This window comes from Clostridium sp. Marseille-QA1073, from assembly GCF_054863625.1.
The window spans coordinates 1-20520 of record NZ_JBSVQM010000002.1 but is presented as its reverse complement, the minus strand read 5'-3'; the positions used below and the strand labels follow the sequence as shown (position 1 = coordinate 20520).

Below are 20520 nucleotides of genomic sequence, written 5' to 3'. Positions count from 1 at the left end.
TTTTAAAAATAAAATTGAGAGTAATATTGAAGGAGTGCCTGTATGAAGAGAGTTTTAATTATAGATGATACCAAAAATATAAGAACACTATTAACCACATGTTTAGAATTAAGAGATTATGAGGTTCTAACAGCAGAAAATGGTAAAGTAGCAATTGATATTTTGAAGGCAAAAAAAGAAGAAATAGATTTAATATTTTTAGATATAAGGATGCCAGGAATGAGTGGAACAGAGGTTCTAAAAAGCTTACGAAGTTATGAGATTTCTTGTCCAGTAATAATAATGACAGCTTTTGCTACAGTAAAAAATGCTGTAGATTGTACTAAACTAGGTGCAGTAGCTTATCTTCAGAAACCTTTTTCACCAGATAGAGTAAATGCCATTCTTGATGAAATCACAAAGAATATTTCAAGTGGAAACATAACCAATTTTAATCTTAGAGATGTTGAACTATATCTTTCAAAAGCAAAATCTCTAATAAATGAAAAGAAATATGATGAAGCTTTTGAAAATATTAAAACTGCATTATCCATTAATCCATATATAAAAGAAGCCTATTATTTAATTGGACAAATTAATGAGAATACAAACAACAGTATTCAAGCAAAAAGATTTTATGACATAGCGAATTTGTTTGATTAAAGAAGTATTTAGGATGTGAAGTTATGAATACAAGGACACCGGATTACTTTCTTAAAGAATATGAGCGTTCTACTAAAGGGAGGCTTAAAATATATGTTGGTGCGGCACCAGGTGTAGGTAAGACCTATCAAATGCTTAGAGATGCAAATGAAATGAGACAAAGTGGTATAGATGTAGTTATTGGCATTATAGAAACCCATGGAAGAAAAGAAACAATTGAGCAAATTGGTGGTTTAGAGATAATTGAGACGAAGGAAATTAAATATAAAACTGTGGTATTAAAAGAGTTGGATTTAGAAAAAATTATTTTAAGAAGACCAAAAGTTGTTATTGTGGATGAGCTAGCGCATACGAATGCACCTAAATCAAAAAATAAAAAAAGATATGAGGATGTATTAGAGCTTATTGAAAATGGAATAAGTGTTATGACCGCTGTTAATATACAACATCTAGAAAGTCTAAAAGACTATGTTAACAGAATGACAGGAGTTAAAATTAGAGAAACTATTCCAGATAAGATGCTAACAATTGCTGATGAAACAAAGGTGATAGATATTTCTCCAGAAGGTATTAGAGAAAGGTTAAAAAAAGGTAAAATTTATAGCGAAGATAAAATTCATTCCTCTTTAAATAACTTCTTTCGGCTTGGGAATTTGACTGCTTTAAGAGAGCTTTCATTAAGGGAAGTAGCAAATGAAGAAGATGAAAAACTAACTAACTATAAAAATGAAAAAGAAGTGGATGGATTAGTAGGTGCAAAAGAAAAAATACTTGTTTGTGTTAATCTTAATTTTAATGCAGAGTATTTAATAAGAAGAGGATATAGGATAGCTAGAATGCTTAAAGCTGAGTTATTTGTAATGTATGTAAAAAATAAGCATGACAATGATAGGGAAACAGAAAAAAAGTATAAAGAAATAGTTGATTTATGTAAAAGGTTAGAAGGAGAATTTATAGTGAAAGTGTCTAAAAATCCTGCTTCACCAATTATTAAGTATGCTAAAGAAAATTCAATAACACAAATAGTTATAGGACAATCAGCAAGAACTAGATTTCATGAGATAATTAAAGGATCTATTGTAAGAAAAATAATGAGAAAAGCTAAATATGTAGATGTTTTAGTTGTGGCTGATCCGCAAAATTAATTTTGAGTATTTAGTTTTTCATAAATCTATAATTATTACATATATAATCTTATAATGAACAGGTAGGCTGTAAATTTAATAATGCTCCATATTTTTGACAGGCAGTTACAAAGCATATGAAGGCACAAAGTTCAGAGATTTCTTTGTCGCTAAATAATGATTTTAATTGGGTAAATAATTCATCATCTGCTTCTACATTTTTTGAAAATATATCTGCTAATTTAATCACCAATAATTCTTTAGGTGTTTTCATAGAATTTGATAGCTTACCTTTAGCCATACAATAAAAGCATCCATTGTTAAAGGCAAGAGTACGTCTTATTTCTTCTTTTAATTCTCTACTAAAAGTATTAGAGTTAAATAAAGCATCTTCTAAATTGTTCCATTCTCTAAGGATATTTTTGTTATGACCTAATAGCTGCTCAAAGGGGGTAGAACCTTCAGTAGAAAAATTTATTCTTTCCATATTATCGCTCCTTTAATATTTTATTAACTTATTTTTTATATAAATATTATATAGTGAATTTTATTTATTTTGTATTTCATATGATATATAATTTTAGTATAAATATATCAAATGAAATAATTATTTTAAGGAAGTGATTTCAAATGAAATTAGATGAGATTGATATAATGATTTTATCAGAATTGCAAAAAAATAGTCGATTATCTATAAGACAGCTATCCAAACTTATCAATCTTTCTCCACCTTCAATTACAGAAAGAATAAAAAGACTTGAAGAAAATAACGTGATTGAAGGATATACAATAAAAATAAATAAAAAGAATATAGGGTTTCCTATAAATTGCATAATAAAAGTAACAATGAGAAATGGAGAATATGAACGGTTTAAAGCATTTATAAAAGGATATGAAAGAAGTGAGTGGTGTTATAGAGTTGCAGGAGATAGCTGCTTTTTAGTAAAGCTATCAATATCTTCATTAAATGAAATAGAAGAATTTATAAATTTAATATCTTCATATACTATAACTTCAACTATCGTTGCTTTTTCTAGTGTAGAGATAGATGATAATATTACTAAGTTTTTTAAGTAGATATTTTTATATTAAGCAATAAATAAAATTGGAAAATGATTTTGCAAAATTCATATATAAAAAGCGAAGTGTTCAATTTGAAAAATAGTTGTACTTATAGCATAGTTAATTATATAATATGTAATTTCAACTCTAGGTAATGTAAATGAAATATTTATAGATGACAGATTAGACGAATTTAAAGAATATGTTGAGAATTTACTAAAAACTAAAGGTATTATAAGAAACAGTCCATGCATGTTTAACGCTAAAATATGAACTTTAGCGGAATGCTATTATTGAAAGAATAAGTGTGAACGGCTATTGTCATATATTAATTTAAAAATATTTAGTTTTCGTGAAAAAATCCACAGGAAAATTATCCTGTGGATTTTTCTATAGTAAAAATTTATTAATGTATAACTTTAATGGTTTGAAATCCTACCCATTATGACTGTATTATAATAATTTCCATCCTTATGAATACGATCTTTTATTAATAAACCTTCTTCTATAAAACCATATTTTTTATATAATTGAATTGCCTTTGTATTTGTTTCTACTGCAACTAATGAAATTTTTTCTAATATTGTGGTATCTGCCCAAGATAATATATTTTCTAGCAGTATATTTCCAATTCCATTACCCCAATACTCCTTTAAAACCCCAATACCTAATGATGCATTATGTTTAAATCTACTTAATGTGTTTCCTTTACAAAGAGCAAGTCCTATTAATTTTTCTTCAACTTCTGCAACTAAAAATAAACTGTTATCTGATATTGAATTTTCATAAATTATTTTTTCAAAATCTTCTGGGGTAAGAAATCCTTCACCTGGTTCTCGGTCAAAATTTTCTGTTTCTCCGTCTAATTGAACTCTTAATTTAGATAGTTCTATTCCATCACCTTTTGTAGGGCAGCGAAGTATCCATGTTAGATTCTTTCCTATTATTTCTTTATTTTCAATAACCATATTGAACCTCCAATAATCATATTTATCCTAAAAAATAATAGATAATACTTTTTAGAGAAAGTATATAAAAGATTCAAATTTTACATAAAAATATATACCTCTATAATTTTATAATTTTAATTAAGGACTTCAAATAGAAATTATAGAATTTCATTGATTAAGTAAGGGACGGGTCATCATTTTTTATTAAATTTTTGATTTAATAATTTTTTAAGTCAATACTTTAATAAATTTTATTTTAATTTTATATAAATTGTAATGAACCGTCCCTATTACATTTAAACTTTAAAGGATTTGCCATTAAAAAAGTAGTGCATTTAATTTTGCACTTTAAATACATTTTAAGCATATTTTGAGATAAAATTATATTATTTGTAACATTATGGATATTACTAACATAACATGGTTATTAGCTAGTAAATAACGAAAGGATGTTAAATTAATGCATGACCATGAAAAATGTAAAACTGTAAGAGTACAATATGCAAGAGCATATGTATTACCTCAAGTTTATGAAAATTTATTTTCAATTAGAGAGGCCTTTAGAAGAGGTACAATTTTTAAAGATCTTTATCAACCATATAATGAAAAGAAAAAATCTATATGTTAAGAGGTGAATACTATGCATGCAAATGAACTATTAAATACTATTAGAGAATATCAATTCTATGCTATAGAGCTTAATTTATTTCTAGATAATTTTCCTCATGATGAAAAGGCAACAAAGGATTTTAAAATTACATCTCATAAATTAACTTGTTTAATTAGTGAATATGAAGAGAAATATGGTCCACTTACTAATTTTGGTTCCGCTTTTGTAGAAAATCCACCAGCTTGGGTAAAAGATCCATGGCCATGGCAAAGAGAACAGAATAGAGGGGAGGAAGAGTAGAGTATGTGGTATTATGTAAAAACTTTAGAATATCCAGTAAATCTTAAATCTAAAGATCTTCAAATGGCGAAATTTCTTATATCCCAATATGGTGGACCAGATGGTGAATTAAGTGCTGCACTTAGATATCTGAATCAACGTTATACAATGCCTACAGGAAAATCTAAAGCATTACTCACTGACATAGGAACAGAGGAGATGGCCCATGTTGAGATTATTGGTACTATGGTATATCAACTTATGGAAAATGCAACTGTAGAAGAAATTAGAGAAGCTGGTCTTGGAGGCCATTATACCGATCATGGAAAAGCATTATTTTATACAGATGCTACTGGCAATCCATGGACAGCAACTTATATACAAGCTAAAGGTGATGTAATTGCTGATCTTCATGAGGATATGGCAGCAGAAGAAAAAGCAAGAGCAACTTATCAGTGGCTAATAAATTTAACAGATGACCATGATATAAAAGAGATATTAAAATTTTTAAGACAAAGAGAAATTGTTCATTTCCAAAGATTTGGAGAAGCTTTAGTTGATGTTCAAGAGAATATATGCAATAAAAAAAGATAATTGTACTATTTAAATAGTAATAAATTATAAACAATAGATATGGTTTAAAAACACATTATTTATAATCTGCCAATATTTTTAAAATATTTTGGCAGATTTTGTTTTTTATATAAATAGGGACGGTTCATTCTTTTTCATTCTTTTTTGTAAAATTTTTGCTTTAAGTATTTTAAAGTCATTAGTTTATTAAGGTTAACTCTAATTTTATAATTTGAAATGAACCGTCCCCATACCTTTTAATAAGATTAATCCTAATTCTATAATTTGTAATGAACTGTCCCCATATCTTACAGATATGTAAGAGTTTTATGTTATGTGTAAGAGAATAGTTATTGTTATAAAGTAGCTATAAAAATATAATATAGTTGTGGTTAGGGCAGTCAGGAAGAAGGATGTCCACCAAATGAATGTTTTTATAGATGTAAATTTATATTGAAGATAAAGTTAAAAGAGAGGGATTTAACATGGAAATACTAAAGGTTGAAAATTTATCAAAAGTTTATGGCGATGGTAATAATAAAGTAGAAGCACTTAAAGACGTATCTTTTTCTATAAATAGAGGAGAATTTACTGCAATAGTAGGGGCCTCTGGTTCAGGAAAAAGCACATTACTTCATATGTTAGGTGGTCTTGATAGACCAACTTCAGGTAAGGTTCATTTAGATGGAGAAGATATATATAAATTAAATGAAGAAAAATTAGCTATATTTAGAAGAAGAAATATAGGATTTGTATTTCAATTTTTTAATTTAATACCAGTTTTAGATGTAGAAGAAAATATATCACTACCAGCTTTGCTGGATAAAGAGAAAATAGATGAAACATATTTGGATGGATTGTTATGGATGCTTGGATTAAACGATAGAAGAAATCACCTGCCTTCAGAATTATCTGGAGGTCAGCAGCAAAGAGTTTCTATTGGAAGGGCATTAGTAAATAAACCGTCTATAATTCTTGCAGATGAACCTACTGGAAATTTAGATAGTAAAAATAGTAAAGAGGTAATAGAGCTTCTAAAACTTTCTTCTAAAAACTATAATCAGACATTAATAGTTATAACTCATGATATGAGTATAGCAGAACAAGCGGATAGAGTTATAACCATAGTAGATGGTGAATTGAAATCTGATGAAAGAATTGGATAGAAGGAGGAAGTGTTATGAAAAGCTATAAAGATATAACTAATAAATATTTAAAGCATAATAGAAAGAGAAGTGGATTAACAATTTGTGGAATAATACTTTCTGTAGCACTTATTACATCTATAGGCTTATTTATAAAGAGTATGCAGAACACTTTTGTTCAAGATGCTATAGAGGGTGCCGGTTCGTTTCATATTGCCATTACTAAGTTAAATGATAGTGATTACGATAAAATTAAGAATAATCCTAAAATAGAAAAGGTTGGACTTAGAGAGCAGTGGGATAAAATTTCTTTAAAATCATCAAAAAGTATAGAATTATTTAAACTTGATAAAAATGCTTTAGAGCTTTTACCTTATAAAGCTTTTGATGGAGAAATTCCAAAAGCAGATGGAGAAATAGCTTTAGAAAGTTGGGTATTAAATTATATTGATAATACTCCCAAAATAGGAGATACTATAAAATTACAACTTAAAAGCGGAAAATTAGCGGAATTTAAAATTACAGGATTAATTAAAAATAATTCATATAGTCAATTTAATGGGTCATCTACAGGAATTGTCTATTCCGATAAATTTAATATGGAAAAATCTCAAATGTTTGCAACTATATCTAAAAAGGCAGATATTTCTGATACAGTAGAAGAATTAAGCGGTATATTTAAAAACATATCAACTAATGAAGATTTATTAAGACTTTTAGGAGAAGGGCAAAATAAATCTATAAATAATAGTTTAGCTTATATAGCTGGGATAATAATTATCATAGTAATAATAGCAACAATAGCAGTTGTATATAATTCATTTCAAATAAGCGTAGTTGAGAGAATAAAACAATTTGGACTTTTAAGGGCTGTAGGTGCAACTCCAAAACAAATAAAAAAAATAGTATTAAGGGAAGCTACTTTAATAAGTTTAATAGGAGTTCCACTAGGAATTTTATGCGGCATACTTGCCATATGGGCTATAGATCAGATATTTAAAATTATATCTAGTAGCGCTTTTAGCTCTTTAGACATGGTTATATCTTATGAAATATTAGCTATAAGTGCAGTAGTTGGACTAATTTCAATATATGTATCAGCATTAATACCAGCAAAATTTGCAGGAAAAATATCTCCTCTAATAGCAATTAGCAGCAGGGCTTCTATAACAAAAGAAAAGATAAAGAAAAATAGAGGTAGGTTAGCAAAGAAATTATTAAATATAAATGGATTAATGGCTTTTAAAAATATAAAAAGAAATAAAAAAAGATTTAGAATTACAGTATTTTCTATGATAATAAGTGTTACATTATTTATATTTTTCACCTCTTTTATAAATATGACTATTAATTTTACACCACATAAATCAGAAGAAGAAAAAAATAATTTTGAAATTCTAAGCTTATTAGATAATAATCTCTTTTTAATAGATGGAAAAAGTACTATAACTGAAGATATAATAAATAAAATAAAAAATAATAATGAAGTTAAAGATGTATATTTGAATTATGAAAATTATGTGTCAAGAGCAGTAATTTCAGATGATAAAAAGGAAAAGATAATAACTGAAGCTGCACCAAATACATATAATAAAATAAATTTTAATGGAGAAGAAATGACTTCATTAAATATTCTCTTTGATGTATATGATGATATAAAACTTAAAAATACTGAAACTTATATAACTAGCGGTAAATTAGATAAAGAAAAAATGATTAAAGAAAATGGTGTTATACTTATAAAGAATCAAATGCTTAGAGGAAAAGATAAATATTATGAACTTCCTCTTACCAATTTAAAAGTTGGAGACAGCTTCTATATTTATAAGAATGCGTCTATTATAAATACAAAAAACTTAGAAGACAATAGTGAAATAAATAATTTTAATAAAGATGATATGATAAAGGTCAAAATATCTGCAATAGTAGATTATGCACCATATCCACTTTATGGTAATCAAGACCATTTGAAGATAATAACTCCAAAGGATGTTATAAAAAACATATCTAATGTAGATGTAGAAAAAATTCCTTATAAATCCGCAGGTATAATATTAAAAGATGAAAATAAAGAAAAGGAATTTGAAAAATGGATTCAACCCCTGGGGGATGTGAATGGAATAAAGGTTATGAATACTAGTAAAGAAGCAGAAGAGACTAGAGCTAATAATCTTCAAATAAGTATATTATTATATGGATTTGTAGCAGTAGTATCTCTAATTGGAGTAGTAAATATAATAAATACCATAACTACTAATTTAATCTTAAGAAGAAAAGAAATTGCATCATTAAGTGCATTAGGGATGACTTATAAAAACATAAGATCAATGATTTTGACTGAAGGAATTCTTTACGGTGTATATGGTTCATTTTTGGGAGCTATTGTTGGAACAGTACTATCATACTTTATGGCTTCTTCAATGATAGGTATAATGGGATTTAAATGGGGTATTCCTTGGAAAACTATAAGTATTGCTATTGGGGCATCTATATTTATAGGAGTGATAGCAGTAATAAAGCCTTTAAATAGAATTAAAAAAGAAAATATTGTTGAAGTAATAAGAGAAGAACAATAAATTAATCTATAATTTATTCAATAACAAATTAACAGTTTATCAATTAAGAATTAAAGCTACTTTAGAAGCTCTGTAAAAATATGGAACAGAGCTTTGTTTTTTTTTATGTAATTTTATATAATAATTTTATAAAGATATACAGGGGGATAAAATTTATGAATAGAATACTTTTAGTAGAAGATGACGAAGGGCTAGCTTTAGGGATTGAATTTACCCTTAAAGATGAAGGGTTTCAAGTTACAAGAGCTGAAGATGTAGAAGAAGCTCTAAAAGTTTTTAATGAAAACGAATTTGATGTAATCATATTAGATGTAATGCTTCCTGATGGAAGTGGTTATGATGTATGTAAATATATAAGAAGCAAAAGTGAAGTCCCTATAATATTCTTAACTGCTTGCGATGATGAGGTGAATATTGTTTTAGGATTAGATATTGGGGCAGATGATTATATAGTAAAACCATTTAAAGTTAAAGAGCTTATTTCAAGAATTAAGGCTATTCAAAGAAGATTTAGAAGCGAAGTTTATAAAAAACATATATTTAAATCTAAAGATATAGTTTTAGATACAGAAATTGCAAAAGTTGAAAAAAGGGGAGAAGAAATAATACTTTCTTCACAAGAGTACAAGCTTATTTTAAATTTTATGATGAATCCTCAAAAGTTGATGAGCAGAGAAGATATACTGGATAAATTAATAGAAGGTTCAGGAGCATATTTTGATACAAATACTCTTTCTGTATATATAAAAAGGATTAGAGAAAAAATAGAAGACGATTCCTCAAATCCTGAATATATAAAAACTAAAAGAGGTCTTGGGTATGAGTGGCATTTGGAAGTTGAAAAGGAGTAGTGAGTCATGACTAAATATTTTACTAATCCAGAACTAAAAAGAAGTTCATTAATTATTTTAACATTAGCCTTTATTATGTTAATAACTTCTTTTTTTATGATGAATAAGAGTTATAATAAGATAAAAATAAGTTATACAGAAAGCACCATGGCTTTAGCAGGTGAAATAATTAAAAATCACCCAGAATTAAGTGATGAAATAATCCCTGTGATAACAAAAGGGGCTAATGAGGAAAGTATAGAAGTAGGTAGAAAAGTATTAAGTGAATATGGCTTTAGTGAGAAATTAGAAATAAAGTTTATACCAATGATGAATGATAGTTATAATATGGCTTTAAATGGTATACTTAGCTGCTTATTAATATTCTTTATTATTATATTTTTACAAAATTCTATTCAATATATAAAAATTTATAAAATCCTTGAAAGACTTATAATGGCTGCAGAAAATATAGTAGAATACAATTTTGATGTTGGAATTTATGAAAATGCAGAAGGGACTTTTGCAAAACTTGCCTATTCTTTCAACAATATGAGAGTAATTATAAAAAATAATTTTCTAGCTATACAAAAGGAGAAGAGCTTTTTAGTAGATATACTTTCAGATATTTCCCATCAGCTTAAAACACCTATATCATCTTTAATAATATATAATGATATACTTTTAAATAGGAATTTGAATGATGAGAAGAGAAAAGATTTTTTAGAGAATAGTGGAAAACAATTAAATAGAATTGAATGGCTTGTAAAAAGTTTGCTTAAAGTTGCTAAATTAGATGCTGGGGTAATAAAGTTTGAAAAGAATAATTATAATATAAATGAAACTGTGAAGGATGCTGTTGAAGCACTTCAAGGGAAGGCAGAAGAGGAAAAAATAAACCTTATATTTCATAAAAAAGATTCCTCAATTATGATGGTACATGATTCAAACTGGCTTAGTGAAGCAATTATAAATATAGTTAAAAATTCACTAGAGCATACAGCTGAGGGCGGAGAAGTAGAAGTTTTTATAGAAAGGACACCAGTGTGTATTAGAATTATTATTAAGGATAATGGAGAAGGAATTCCTAAGGAAGATATACATAATATATTTAAAAGATTTTATAAAGGGAAAAAGAGTAAGAAAACAGAATCTGTAGGAATTGGACTAGCTCTTTCTAAAGCCATAGTAGAAAGTCATGATGGGATGATTGAAGTTAAAAGTAAAGTTAAAGAGGGGACTATTTTTACCATCACTTTTTTAGCTGTTAATTCAAATTTAGAGATGCTATAAAATATATTTTAAAATTACAGGAGAGAATTAAAGGGGATATTATGAACATAGGATTGATAAGACACTTTAAAGTAGATTGTGATAAAATTTTATTTATGGCATCAGATGAGTTTGAGGTATGAGTAAAAAAATATGATGAAGATGAGATTATAAAAAATGAGATAAACTTAGGACATATTAAGTCGGATAAATGCTTCGCTAGTGATTTGTATAGAGCTATTAAAACTGCTGAAAGCGTATTAAAAGAAAAAATAGTAAAAACTTACTTGTTAACAGAAGTACCTATATCACCAATATTTAAAAGTAATATTAAGTTACCATATGGATTTTGGGCTATAAGTGGAAGATGTGCATGGTTTTTTAATCATAAATCTTAAAAAGAAAGTAGAAAAGATACGGAAAAGAGAATAGATGAGTTTTTATCTAATATAGATTTAGACTCAAATGAAAATATACTAATTGTTTGTCATGGATTTTTTATGAATACATTACAAAAGAAGCTTAAAAATAGAGGATTTAAAGGTAAAAGTGTAAAAAGACCTAAAAAGGGTACATTGTATTTATATACAAAATAGTTAATAGGATTAGAGCAAGTTAAAATAATAGAGTGTGGATTTTACCACACTCTATTTAGATATAATAGTAAATAATTAGCCAAATAGTTTAAGTTATTTCTTATTCCAAGAATCTTTTAGAGGTACTATTCTATTAAATACTAGGTTTTTATCAGAAGTATATTTTTTATCTACACAAAAGTATCCATGTCTAATAAATTGATATTTGCTTTCTATAGGTGCATCATTTAAAGAAGGCTCCAATATACAATTTTTAAGTTTTATTAAGGAAGTTGGATTTATTCTTTCCTCCCAAGATTTTGAGTTGTCCTTTAATAACTCTTCATCAGAAATCAATTTATCATAAAGATGTACCTCTGCCTTAATTCCATGATTAGCTGATACCCAATGGATTGTTCCTTTAACTTTTCTGCCAGTAAATCCAGAACCACTTTTAGTTTCAGGATCATAGCTGCAAAGTAATTCTGTTATTTCGCCAGTAGATGGGTCTTTAATTATATCTTCACATTTTATAAAATAGGCCCCTTTTAATCGTACTTCTTTCCCAGGAGATAATCTGCGGAATCCCTTAACTGGATTTTCCATAAAGTCGTCCTTTTCAATATATAAAGTCTTTGAGAAAGGTACTAATCTAGTTCCCAGTGATGGATTTTCATTATTATTTTCAATTTCTAAATATTTTACTTTATTTTCATCATAGTTAGTTATAGTAACTTTTAGTGGATTCAAAACTCCCATAACACAATTAACTTTAGATTTTAAATCTTGACGTAAAGTGTGTTCTAACAAAGATATATCTATGGTACTTTCATTTCTAAATACACCTATTTGTGATAGAAAATCTTTTATACTTTCAGGTGTAATTCCTCTGCGGCGTAATCCTTTAAGGGTAGGTAATCTTGGATCATCCCATCCATCCACATAACCACCAAATACCAGTTCTCTTAAATATCTTTTGCTAGTTACAACTCCAGTTAAATTTAGCCTTCCAAATTCTCGTTGTTTTGGAGGCTCTTTTATATCAAGTTCTTTTAAGAACCATTCATATAAGGGTCTATGATTTTTAAATTCAATGGAACAAAGAGAATGAGTAATGCCTTCTATTGCATCTTGTAATGGATGGGCAAAATCATACATAGGGTAGATACACCATTTATCACCAGTTCTATAATGATGAGCAAAGTTTATTCTGTATATTACAGGATCTCTAAGATTTATATTTGGTGAAGACATATCTATTTTAGCTCTTAAAACCTTTGAAGCAGCAGGAAATTCACCATTTTTCATCCTTTCAAATAAATCAAGGTTTTCTTCTATAGTCCTATTTCTATAGGGACTATTTTTTCCAGGTGTAGTTAGTGTACCCCTATATTCTCTTATTTTTTCTGGTGTTAAGTCACAAACATATGCCTTTCCATGTTTTATTAATTTAATAGCAAATTCATATATCATATCTGAATAATCAGAACCATAATAAATTCTATCTTCAGGATAAAAGCCAATCCATTTAATATCCTCAATAATAGCATTTACATATTCAATATCTTCTTTTAGCGGATTAGTATCGTCAAAGCGTAAGTTGAATTTTCCACCATATTTATTAGCAATACCATAACTAACACTAAGAGCATAGGCATTACCAATGTGAAGGTATCCATTTGGTTCTGGTGGAAAACGGGTACAGATATCTCTGCTAAAGTTCTCATTTTTAATATCTTCCTCTACAACTTTATCTATAAAATTTTGAACAATTATATTTTCATTTTTATCTATTGAGTGACACATTTTAAATCCTCCCTTTTATAAAAAATAATGGTATTAGGCATCTGAAAGAAAATAATAAAAAAACTCTCACCTCCAAGACTTATTAGTCTTGGGGACGAGAGCTATTATCTTCGTGGTGCCACCCCAATTTATCAATATGTTGCCATATTAACCTTATCAGGTACGGTAGTGCTTAAAATAAAATTAAACTACTTATACCTTAGCTCTGTAACAGGAGCTCCTGTCATAGTCTCCCCCTTGAGGTAAATTTGACATTCCTTAAGGGATCGGTATGAAGCTCAGAGGCTTGTTTCGATAAACTCTTCTTTACCTTTTTTCAGCTGCCAAGGCTCTCTGTAAAAGAAATAATTTATTTACTCTTCTCATCATTGCTTTATTATAGTATGTATTTTTTAACATATTTTATACTATTCAAAGTAATCTGTCAATGATACAAGGTTAGGCAATTGAGAATTGACAATGGACAATGGGCAATTGTAGATACTTCTCTTTTGCAGAGAAGTTTTAAATTGATATATTTTCAAATGATATACTAGCTTTTTTATAGAAAATTTACTGAAGAAAATAGCTTTTTGACAAAGAGAGGGGATTTAAATATAATAAGTAACAATAACCTTTGTATAGGCCCGATAATAAGGTTTGGGTGTTTCTACTATACTACCGTAAATAGTATAACTATGAAGAAGTAATCCAGGAAGGTTAAATATTTTTAAAGGGTGGATTGTTTTAATGAACAAGAGAATTTTTAAAGAACAAATTAGAGCAGCAGCAAAACATGAAACATGTGATTTAGTTATTAAGAATGTAAATATTATAGATGTATTTCAAAATGATATATTTACTAGTGACGTAGCTATAAAAAATGGATATATAGTAGGGATAGGAAATTATGAGGGACAAACCATTGTAGATGGTACTAATAAATATGTATGTCCAGGACTTATTGATGCACATGCTCATATAGAGTCTTCTTTAACAACTCCAAAGGAATATTATAAAGCAGCACTTATTCATGGAATAACTTCAATAGTTACAGATCCTCATGAAATAGCAAATGTTTTAGGGAGTGAAGGAATAGAACTTATGATGAAATTAAGTGAGAACCTTCCTTTAGATTTCTATTTTATGCTTTCATCCTGCGTACCAGCTACTAGTTTTGAAAGTTCTGGAGCAAATTTAGAAAGTAAGAATTTAAAACCATTTTATAATAATGACAGAGTACTAGGTCTAGCTGAAGTTATGAATTCTCCAGCAGTATTAAATTGTGATGAAAATATGATTAATAAAATATGGGGGGCGAAAGAAAGGGGATTAGTTATAGACGGACATGGCGCAGGATTTGATGAAACTATGATTAATGTCTATACAACCTCTAATATTACAACAGATCATGAATGCCATAATGGAAAAGAGGTTATAGACAGATTAAGAAGAGGTATGTATGTTCTTATAAGAGAGGGCACTGTAGCAAAAAATCTTAAAGAGCTAATTAAGGTTACTAGTATAGCAAATTCAAGAAGAGTTTGTTTTTGTACAGATGATAAACATATAGATGACTTAATAGAAAATGGTAGTTTAGATCATTCAATTAGAATGGCTGTTAAACATGGATTAAAAGTTGAAACAGCAATACAAATGTCTACCTTAAATACAGCTGAGTGCTACAATTTAAGACATAAAGGTGCTATTGCACCAGGATTTATAGCAGATTTTATAATATTAAATGATTTGGAGAACTTTAAAATAAATTCTGTTTATAAAAAGGGACAGTTAGTAGTAAAAGATAATAAATTAGTAAGTGAAGTAAAAAGAGATGAATATACATATGATATTAAAAATAGTATCAACATTCCTAAGCTTACTGAGAAAAGCTTTGAAATTGATTTAATAGATAGAAGTAAATTAAATGTTATTGAGCTCATACCAAATAAATTAGAAAGCAATCATTTAAAGATAGATATTGATAAATTAAGTAATAAAGAAAAATTTGTTGCTGATATAGAAAAAGATTTAATTAAAATAGCAGTTATAGAAAGGCATAAGGGAAAAGGGAATATTGGATTAGGCATTATTAAAGGCTTGAATATTAAGGAGGGTGCCATAGCTACTACTATAGCACATGATTCTCATAATATGATTGTTAGTGGATGCAATGATGAAGATATGATTTTTGCTGCAAATGAGCTTCAAAAAATAGGTGGAGGCATAATAGTAGTTAAAAATAAGAGAGTTCTTGCATCAATACAACTTGAAATTGCAGGTCTTATAACGGATAGAAGTTTAAATGAAGTAGTTTCAGACTTACACAATCTACATGAAGCTATAAATAAAATATCACCAAATATAAAATTTAATCCATTTCTAACACTATCTTTCTTATCATTACCAGTAATACCGGCTATAAAAATAACAGATAAGGGTTTATTTGATGTTACTAAATTTAAGTTTATAGAAATAGCTGAATAGTTTATATTTAAAAAAGCTTCCCATAAAACGTGGGAAGCTTCTAAGCTTTAAAGCTTAGTTATATTGAAATTCGCCTTTAGGAGTGGTGTTGAAGAAGTCTACATATCCTATATTGAATATGTTTTTATTAATATTTTTTATGTTAATTTTGTCGCTTATTAACTTTGTGTATACTCCTGTATATGCGATATCTCCTTGGAATATAGCGCCATATATAATGCCATCTTTTTCTATTATCTTTTTATAAACTTTTCCATCATCATATATATGAACATTAAAGCTATCATCTGGTGGATTAGGTATGCCTAGAGATACTGTATCAATTCCAAAGAAGTTCATGGAGTTTTTAAATCCAAAAAGATTTTCTATTTCTTTTTCTCTATTTACCATATTGTGTGCTGCAACTATTCCTTGTTTTACAGCTAAAGGCCATATACCCGGCTTTCCTGCACAGACATCACCAGCGGCATAAATATTCTCTTCTTTAGTTTCACATTTAGAATTTACGATAATTCCTCTGTCAAATTCAATATTAGTGTTACCAATAAAATCTGCATTTGCTTTAACTCCTGCTGCAACTATTGCCATATCAGCATCTATCACAGTACCATCATCTAATAACAATCCTTTAAAACTACCATTTTCATTTAATAGGGCACTTTTAGCAAGGTGACCAGTGAATATTCTTGCACCTCTTTTTTGTAATTCATATTCGTAAGCTTTTGCAGTTTTTTCATCTAATTGAAGTGGTAGGATGTTTTTACCCATTTCAATTATGTATACTCTAATTCCTCTTTCTAATAATTCAGTTGCCATATCAATTCCTATTAATCCACCGCCTATAACTACAGCAGATTGACAGTTATAAGAGGTTTTATCAATATCCAAGGAATCCTCTAAATTTCTTAAAGTAAATACATTTTTAGCTTCCCTCAGATTTTCTACAGGAGGAATAACTGCAGAAGAACCTGTAGCTATTAAGAGTTTATCATATTCAATTAACGAATTATTATCAAGGATTACTTGTGATTTTTTAGGGTCAATGTTAGATACAGAAACTCCTTTTATCCAATAGATATTATTCTTTTCAAAAAAATCTTTTTCAATAAAAGAAAGACTTTCTATATCTCTTTTTTTACTTATATATAGGTGAAGCATACATCTAGAATATACATTTTCATCCTTAGAAATAATAGTAATATCACTTGTTTTATCTAAACTGCGCAAAGCTCTTGCAGCATTAATACCAGCAGCACTGGCACCTAATATTACATACTTCATTAGTTATTCACCTCCACTAGATATATTGCCTCAGTAGGACAACTTTCTACGCAGCGAGGAGTTCCTCTATCTTTGCACATATCACATTTAACTATAATTTTTTTAGTATTCTTATCAGGTTTTAGAACCCCGTATGGACATGACATAACACACATAAAACAAGAAGCACATCTGCTTTCATCGTAGTTTACTATGCCTAAATTTTCATCTTTAGTCATAGCACCACTCATGCATGTAAATACACATTCCGGTTCATTACAGTGACGACATATAATAGGTGCAGGACTTAAAGTTTCATTAAGTTCTATATGATTTCTACTTTCATTAGATGTATCTTCTAAATCTAAATCATAAATAGATTTTCCCTTTTCATTATGTTCTGCCATACATCCTAAAACGCATCCAAGACAAGCCATACATTTATCTTTATCTATCATTATCCTTTTCAATTTTATGGCCCCCTTTTTAAATATTAAGTGCTCTTCTTTTATTAAGTATTATTTCTTCAAGTTTATCAGCTGTACTTAATACATCGTCGTCTAGTATAAGTCTTCCACCAGTTAATCCAACTAAAATCTCAGTTAAAACTTTTGTAACTGTTTTACTACCTGTAATAAAAGGTGGTTTTGCTAAATGAAGAGGAAGTCCTAAGGCAAGTCCAAAAGCACCATCTGCTAAAGCTTGTTCTTCTAACCATTGTGGTGCAGATAGAACTAATGGTAGATCAGGCAAGTCAACATTAAGTAATTTTGCAAGTTCAGTAGCCACTGCTTCAAGTCTTCCAATAGCAAGACATGGACCAAAGTTTAATACTGGTGGGATTCCTAAACTTTCGCATACTTCTCTTAAGTTTTCTCCTGCAAATTTTGCAGCTTCTGGAGACATTAAACCTACATTTTCAAGTCCACCACTTGAGCATCCAGCAGAAAGAACTATTATATCTCTTTTTATTAATTCTTTTGTAAGTTCTACAGTAAATACATCATGACCACCAGATACAAGATTTGAACATCCAACAACTCCTGCTACACCTTTTATTTTTCCTTGAGCGATTAAGTTTAATAGTGGTTCAAAAGTTCCACCTAAGAAATTCTTAAGGGATGTTTCACTAATTCCAGTTAAAGTGTTGTCATTTCCATGGTTCTCTGGTAAGTTAATTTCAACATTACCTCTTCTTTTATTGTGACTATTTATTGCTTCATCAATAATATAATTAGTTATCTTTTCTTTTTCTCTATAAGAATAATTAATATACTCTGCATTTTGTTTTTTAGCTACATCATCAATGCAGATCATTTTTACCATTAACTCATCAGTAATTGGTTCTATTCCAGGGAAAGTACAGTTAAATTCTGATACAATTAAATCAATAGCACCAGTAGAAATCAATGCTTCACTGGTAAAGTTATTTCCTGAATGACCAGCAAATACTTCTTTATAGTGTTCACCTCTTAATTGTAAATCTTGGCCAACACAGGTTGAGCCTACTAATTTAAATCCTTTAGCTCCAACTTCTAGAGCTCTTTCTATAATTTCAGGATCGGAAAGTCTATCCTGTAAATCTGCTATAAATGAATGTTGGTGACCGGTAATCATAATATTTATGTAATCAGCGTCTACTACTTTAAAACCTACACTTGCAGATCTTATCTTTGGTTCACCAAGCATTATATCATTTAATAAATTAGTTAAAACTAAACCATAAAGGCCAGTAGAAATACCTAAGCTAAGAGAATGTAAAAGCATATTTACTGGATCACTATTTAGATTAGTAGATGTTTTTACAATTGCATCAAAGACTTCGGATTTTGCTCCTCCAGGAAGAATAGATAGGTCTTGCCATTTCTTAAATCTAGGCTCATAAGCTAGTTTTTTAACTAATTCCATTTTTTCAGATCTAGGTTTATAAAGGTCATTAAGAACTTTTTCTGCTAGCAATACAGCTTTTTCATGATCATCTTTTCCTTCTATTTCAAACAATTGACAAAGCTGATTTAATGTGGCTTTACCTTTGATAACACCTTTATTTTTACCTGTTTCTTTTAAGTTTTGAGCAGTATTTTCAACTATGTGCAGATAACAAGCACTTCCAGATGCTACCGCTCTTAAGAAATTTCTTGCAACTATAGTGTCTGCTGTCGCACCACATACACCTTTTGGAGCATTAGGGGTTATACGACAAGGCCCATTAGCACAAAGTTTACAACATACACCTTGTAGTCCAAAGCCACATTTTACACCTTGTTTTTCCATCCTATGGTGAGCAGTATCAAATTTAAGTTCTGCAATAAAATTTTCTAGTACTTTATCAGCAGAATTACAAGTAGATTTTTTTACATTGATAGACATGTTAAACCCTCCCTATTATAGATGCATTACCTTAAAACTTAATGTACATTCCAATATCGTTCTTCTTTAAATATTTTAATTTATAACTTTAAATTAATGGAAATTTGACAATGAACAATGAATTCGCCATAAATATCCACTGTTAACGATTAACTATCAATTTCAACTGATATAAATTGAAATAATTTAAAGATGCATTTCTATGAATCTATATATTAAGTCATAAGTGCATATGTATGAATGTATACTAAATGGATAAACATATACCAAAAAGGTATGATATATTTCGTAAAAGTTAGGGGATTACCCCTAAACTATTTTTGCACATCTAAAATTTATATTATTTTATAATTTCTTTAAAATTGATTTTAGATAATTCTTCTACCAATTTTTTTTGAACAGTAAATAATGCACTATGAATAGCACATTTATTTGGTCCACGAAGATTGCATTTCTCTGGTTCATATAAACAACGATTTAAATATATAGGTCCTTCTATGGCTTCTATAACATCTTTTAGAGATATTTCCTCTGGATTTTTATTTAAAGCATATCCGCCATTTATTCCCATATAGGATTCTACTAGTTTTGCTTCTCTTAGTTTTCGTAGAAGCTTTAATAGAAATCGTAAAGGTATATTTTCCTTTTCAGATATGGTATTAGCGCTTACAATAGTACCTTTTTCTAATCTGGATAAATAAAGTATTACTCTTAAAGCATAATCTGTTTCTTGCGTTAGTCCCATAATCTTCTCCTTTATTAAAGTTATACCAAACTGGTCTATTTTAAATATATTCTATATTTTGTGAAAAGTCAATATGAATTATTAAATTAAAATTTTATGAAATTAGAAATGTCTTTTAAAAAGAACATTATAGCAATCACCTGTAATACCAATATTGTTGGTAAACCAAATTTAAAATACCAATGCTTAGTTTTATGTCTAAAAATATTCATTCCTAACAAACATCCTAGAGATC

General features: G+C 28.5%; 20 protein-coding genes, 1 riboswitch and 1 other annotated feature. Of the genes, 12 read left to right on the top strand and 8 right to left on the bottom strand.

From position 1 onward, the window contains the following. The first annotated feature begins 42 nt into the window (after window positions 1-42). Both ACY1IQ_RS01970 and ACY1IQ_RS01965 read left to right on the top strand, forming a co-directional pair. Window positions 43-642, top strand: a complete 600-nt coding sequence (locus ACY1IQ_RS01970) for a tetratricopeptide repeat protein (protein ID WP_461612375.1) — start codon at window positions 43-45, stop codon at window positions 640-642. Window positions 643-665: 23 nt separating this feature from the next. Further along, on the top strand, window positions 666-1787 hold the full coding sequence (locus ACY1IQ_RS01965; RefSeq protein ID WP_461612374.1) for a universal stress protein: 1122 nt from the start codon (window positions 666-668) through the stop codon (window positions 1785-1787). Window positions 1788-1836: 49 nt separating this feature from the next. Here ACY1IQ_RS01965 and ACY1IQ_RS01960 read toward each other — a convergent pair whose 3' ends face one another. Next, window positions 1837-2253 carry a carboxymuconolactone decarboxylase family protein gene (locus tag ACY1IQ_RS01960; RefSeq protein ID WP_461612373.1) on the bottom strand — a complete coding sequence of 139 codons (417 nt, stop codon included), beginning with the start codon at window positions 2251-2253 and terminating at the stop codon, window positions 1837-1839. A gap of 143 nt (window positions 2254-2396) precedes the next feature. Between ACY1IQ_RS01960 and ACY1IQ_RS01955 the strand changes: the two genes are divergently transcribed. Continuing rightward, entirely contained in the window at window positions 2397-2843 is a 447-nt protein-coding gene (locus tag ACY1IQ_RS01955; protein ID WP_461612372.1) for an Lrp/AsnC family transcriptional regulator, read from the top strand. A 404-nt stretch (window positions 2844-3247) separates the two neighbouring features. On the opposite strand, the gene ACY1IQ_RS01950 is transcribed toward ACY1IQ_RS01955, so the two are convergent. Continuing rightward, complete coding sequence (locus ACY1IQ_RS01950; protein ID WP_461612371.1) at window positions 3248-3796, bottom strand: GNAT family N-acetyltransferase; 549 nt, start codon at window positions 3794-3796, stop codon at window positions 3248-3250. A 442-nt stretch (window positions 3797-4238) separates the two neighbouring features. On the opposite strand from ACY1IQ_RS01950, the gene ACY1IQ_RS01945 reads away from it, so the two are divergent. The 8 genes from ACY1IQ_RS01945 to ACY1IQ_RS01910 all read left to right on the top strand — a co-directional run bounded on the left by ACY1IQ_RS01945 (window position 4239) and on the right by ACY1IQ_RS01910 (window position 11461). Further along, window positions 4239-4406 carry a spore coat associated protein CotJA gene (locus ACY1IQ_RS01945; protein ID WP_461612370.1) on the top strand — a complete coding sequence of 56 codons (168 nt, stop codon included), beginning with the start codon at window positions 4239-4241 and terminating at the stop codon, window positions 4404-4406. A gap of 12 nt (window positions 4407-4418) precedes the next feature. After that, window positions 4419-4688, top strand: coding sequence for a spore coat protein CotJB (locus tag ACY1IQ_RS01940; RefSeq protein WP_291565337.1), 270 nt, complete (start codon window positions 4419-4421; stop codon window positions 4686-4688). Between the two features lie 3 nt (window positions 4689-4691). Continuing rightward, window positions 4692-5261, top strand: coding sequence for a manganese catalase family protein (locus ACY1IQ_RS01935; protein ID WP_461612369.1), 570 nt, complete (start codon window positions 4692-4694; stop codon window positions 5259-5261). A gap of 464 nt (window positions 5262-5725) precedes the next feature. Next, entirely contained in the window at window positions 5726-6406 is a 681-nt protein-coding gene (locus ACY1IQ_RS01930) for an ABC transporter ATP-binding protein (RefSeq protein WP_461612368.1), read from the top strand. Between the two features lie 14 nt (window positions 6407-6420). Further along, window positions 6421-8961, top strand: a complete 2541-nt coding sequence (locus ACY1IQ_RS01925) for an ABC transporter permease (RefSeq protein WP_461612367.1) — start codon at window positions 6421-6423, stop codon at window positions 8959-8961. A 155-nt stretch (window positions 8962-9116) separates the two neighbouring features. Then, window positions 9117-9812, top strand: a complete 696-nt coding sequence (locus tag ACY1IQ_RS01920) for a response regulator transcription factor (protein WP_461612366.1) — start codon at window positions 9117-9119, stop codon at window positions 9810-9812. Between the two features lie 6 nt (window positions 9813-9818). Next, window positions 9819-11084, top strand: coding sequence for a sensor histidine kinase (locus ACY1IQ_RS01915; protein WP_461612365.1), 1266 nt, complete (start codon window positions 9819-9821; stop codon window positions 11082-11084). A gap of 206 nt (window positions 11085-11290) precedes the next feature. After that, window positions 11291-11461 carry a hypothetical protein gene (locus tag ACY1IQ_RS01910; protein WP_461612364.1) on the top strand — a complete coding sequence of 57 codons (171 nt, stop codon included), beginning with the start codon at window positions 11291-11293 and terminating at the stop codon, window positions 11459-11461. A 291-nt stretch (window positions 11462-11752) separates the two neighbouring features. Here the strand turns inward: ACY1IQ_RS01910 and ACY1IQ_RS01905 are convergent, their stop codons facing one another. After that, window positions 11753-13444 carry a glutamine--tRNA ligase/YqeY domain fusion protein gene (locus ACY1IQ_RS01905; RefSeq protein ID WP_461612363.1) on the bottom strand — a complete coding sequence of 564 codons (1692 nt, stop codon included), beginning with the start codon at window positions 13442-13444 and terminating at the stop codon, window positions 11753-11755. A gap of 87 nt (window positions 13445-13531) precedes the next feature. Next, window positions 13532-13822, bottom strand: a binding site (T-box leader). A gap of 218 nt (window positions 13823-14040) precedes the next feature. Then, a riboswitch (purine riboswitch) is annotated at window positions 14041-14142 on the top strand. 31 nt (window positions 14143-14173) lie between these two features. Between ACY1IQ_RS01905 and ade the strand changes: the two genes are divergently transcribed. Further along, window positions 14174-15910, top strand: a complete 1737-nt coding sequence (gene ade, locus ACY1IQ_RS01900; protein WP_461612362.1) for an adenine deaminase — start codon at window positions 14174-14176, stop codon at window positions 15908-15910. 54 nt (window positions 15911-15964) lie between these two features. On the opposite strand, the gene ACY1IQ_RS01895 is transcribed toward ade, so the two are convergent. The 5 genes from ACY1IQ_RS01895 to ACY1IQ_RS01875 form a co-directional block, all read right to left on the bottom strand. Then, window positions 15965-17191 carry an NAD(P)/FAD-dependent oxidoreductase gene (locus ACY1IQ_RS01895; protein ID WP_461612361.1) on the bottom strand — a complete coding sequence of 409 codons (1227 nt, stop codon included), beginning with the start codon at window positions 17189-17191 and terminating at the stop codon, window positions 15965-15967. Then, entirely contained in the window at window positions 17191-17640 is a 450-nt protein-coding gene (locus ACY1IQ_RS01890) for a 4Fe-4S dicluster domain-containing protein (protein WP_461612360.1), read from the bottom strand. The genes ACY1IQ_RS01895 and ACY1IQ_RS01890 overlap by 1 nt, the downstream gene beginning before the upstream one ends. Before the next feature lie 16 nt (window positions 17641-17656). Next, window positions 17657-19540: an anaerobic carbon-monoxide dehydrogenase catalytic subunit gene (cooS, locus tag ACY1IQ_RS01885; protein WP_461612359.1), complete on the bottom strand. Its 1884-nt coding sequence runs from the start codon at window positions 19538-19540 to the stop codon at window positions 17657-17659. A gap of 340 nt (window positions 19541-19880) precedes the next feature. Then, entirely contained in the window at window positions 19881-20285 is a 405-nt protein-coding gene (locus tag ACY1IQ_RS01880; RefSeq protein WP_461612358.1) for an RrF2 family transcriptional regulator, read from the bottom strand. An 86-nt stretch (window positions 20286-20371) separates the two neighbouring features. Beyond that, window positions 20372-20520: DUF1294 domain-containing protein (locus tag ACY1IQ_RS01875; protein WP_461612588.1), on the bottom strand; the 149-nt coding region annotated here is incomplete at its 5' end.

Coding starts and splice junctions, on each gene's coding strand:
- ACY1IQ_RS01920 (WP_461612366.1), top strand. CDS start 9,117: ATGAATAGAATACTTTTAGTAGAAGATGACGAAGGGCTAGCTTTAGGG.
- ACY1IQ_RS01905 (WP_461612363.1), bottom strand. CDS start 13,444: ATGTGTCACTCAATAGATAAAAATGAAAATATAATTGTTCAAAATTTT.
- ACY1IQ_RS01925 (WP_461612367.1), top strand. CDS start 6,421: ATGAAAAGCTATAAAGATATAACTAATAAATATTTAAAGCATAATAGA.
- ACY1IQ_RS01950 (WP_461612371.1), bottom strand. CDS start 3,796: ATGGTTATTGAAAATAAAGAAATAATAGGAAAGAATCTAACATGGATA.
- ACY1IQ_RS01895 (WP_461612361.1), bottom strand. CDS start 17,191: ATGAAGTATGTAATATTAGGTGCCAGTGCTGCTGGTATTAATGCTGCA.
- ACY1IQ_RS01915 (WP_461612365.1), top strand. CDS start 9,819: ATGACTAAATATTTTACTAATCCAGAACTAAAAAGAAGTTCATTAATT.
- cooS (WP_461612359.1), bottom strand. CDS start 19,540: ATGTCTATCAATGTAAAAAAATCTACTTGTAATTCTGCTGATAAAGTA.
- ACY1IQ_RS01945 (WP_461612370.1), top strand. CDS start 4,239: ATGCATGACCATGAAAAATGTAAAACTGTAAGAGTACAATATGCAAGA.
- ACY1IQ_RS01940 (WP_291565337.1), top strand. CDS start 4,419: ATGCATGCAAATGAACTATTAAATACTATTAGAGAATATCAATTCTAT.
- ACY1IQ_RS01955 (WP_461612372.1), top strand. CDS start 2,397: ATGAAATTAGATGAGATTGATATAATGATTTTATCAGAATTGCAAAAA.
- ACY1IQ_RS01880 (WP_461612358.1), bottom strand. CDS start 20,285: ATGGGACTAACGCAAGAAACAGATTATGCTTTAAGAGTAATACTTTAT.
- ACY1IQ_RS01965 (WP_461612374.1), top strand. CDS start 666: ATGAATACAAGGACACCGGATTACTTTCTTAAAGAATATGAGCGTTCT.
- ACY1IQ_RS01960 (WP_461612373.1), bottom strand. CDS start 2,253: ATGGAAAGAATAAATTTTTCTACTGAAGGTTCTACCCCCTTTGAGCAG.
- ACY1IQ_RS01970 (WP_461612375.1), top strand. CDS start 43: ATGAAGAGAGTTTTAATTATAGATGATACCAAAAATATAAGAACACTA.
- ade (WP_461612362.1), top strand. CDS start 14,174: ATGAACAAGAGAATTTTTAAAGAACAAATTAGAGCAGCAGCAAAACAT.
- ACY1IQ_RS01935 (WP_461612369.1), top strand. CDS start 4,692: ATGTGGTATTATGTAAAAACTTTAGAATATCCAGTAAATCTTAAATCT.
- ACY1IQ_RS01930 (WP_461612368.1), top strand. CDS start 5,726: ATGGAAATACTAAAGGTTGAAAATTTATCAAAAGTTTATGGCGATGGT.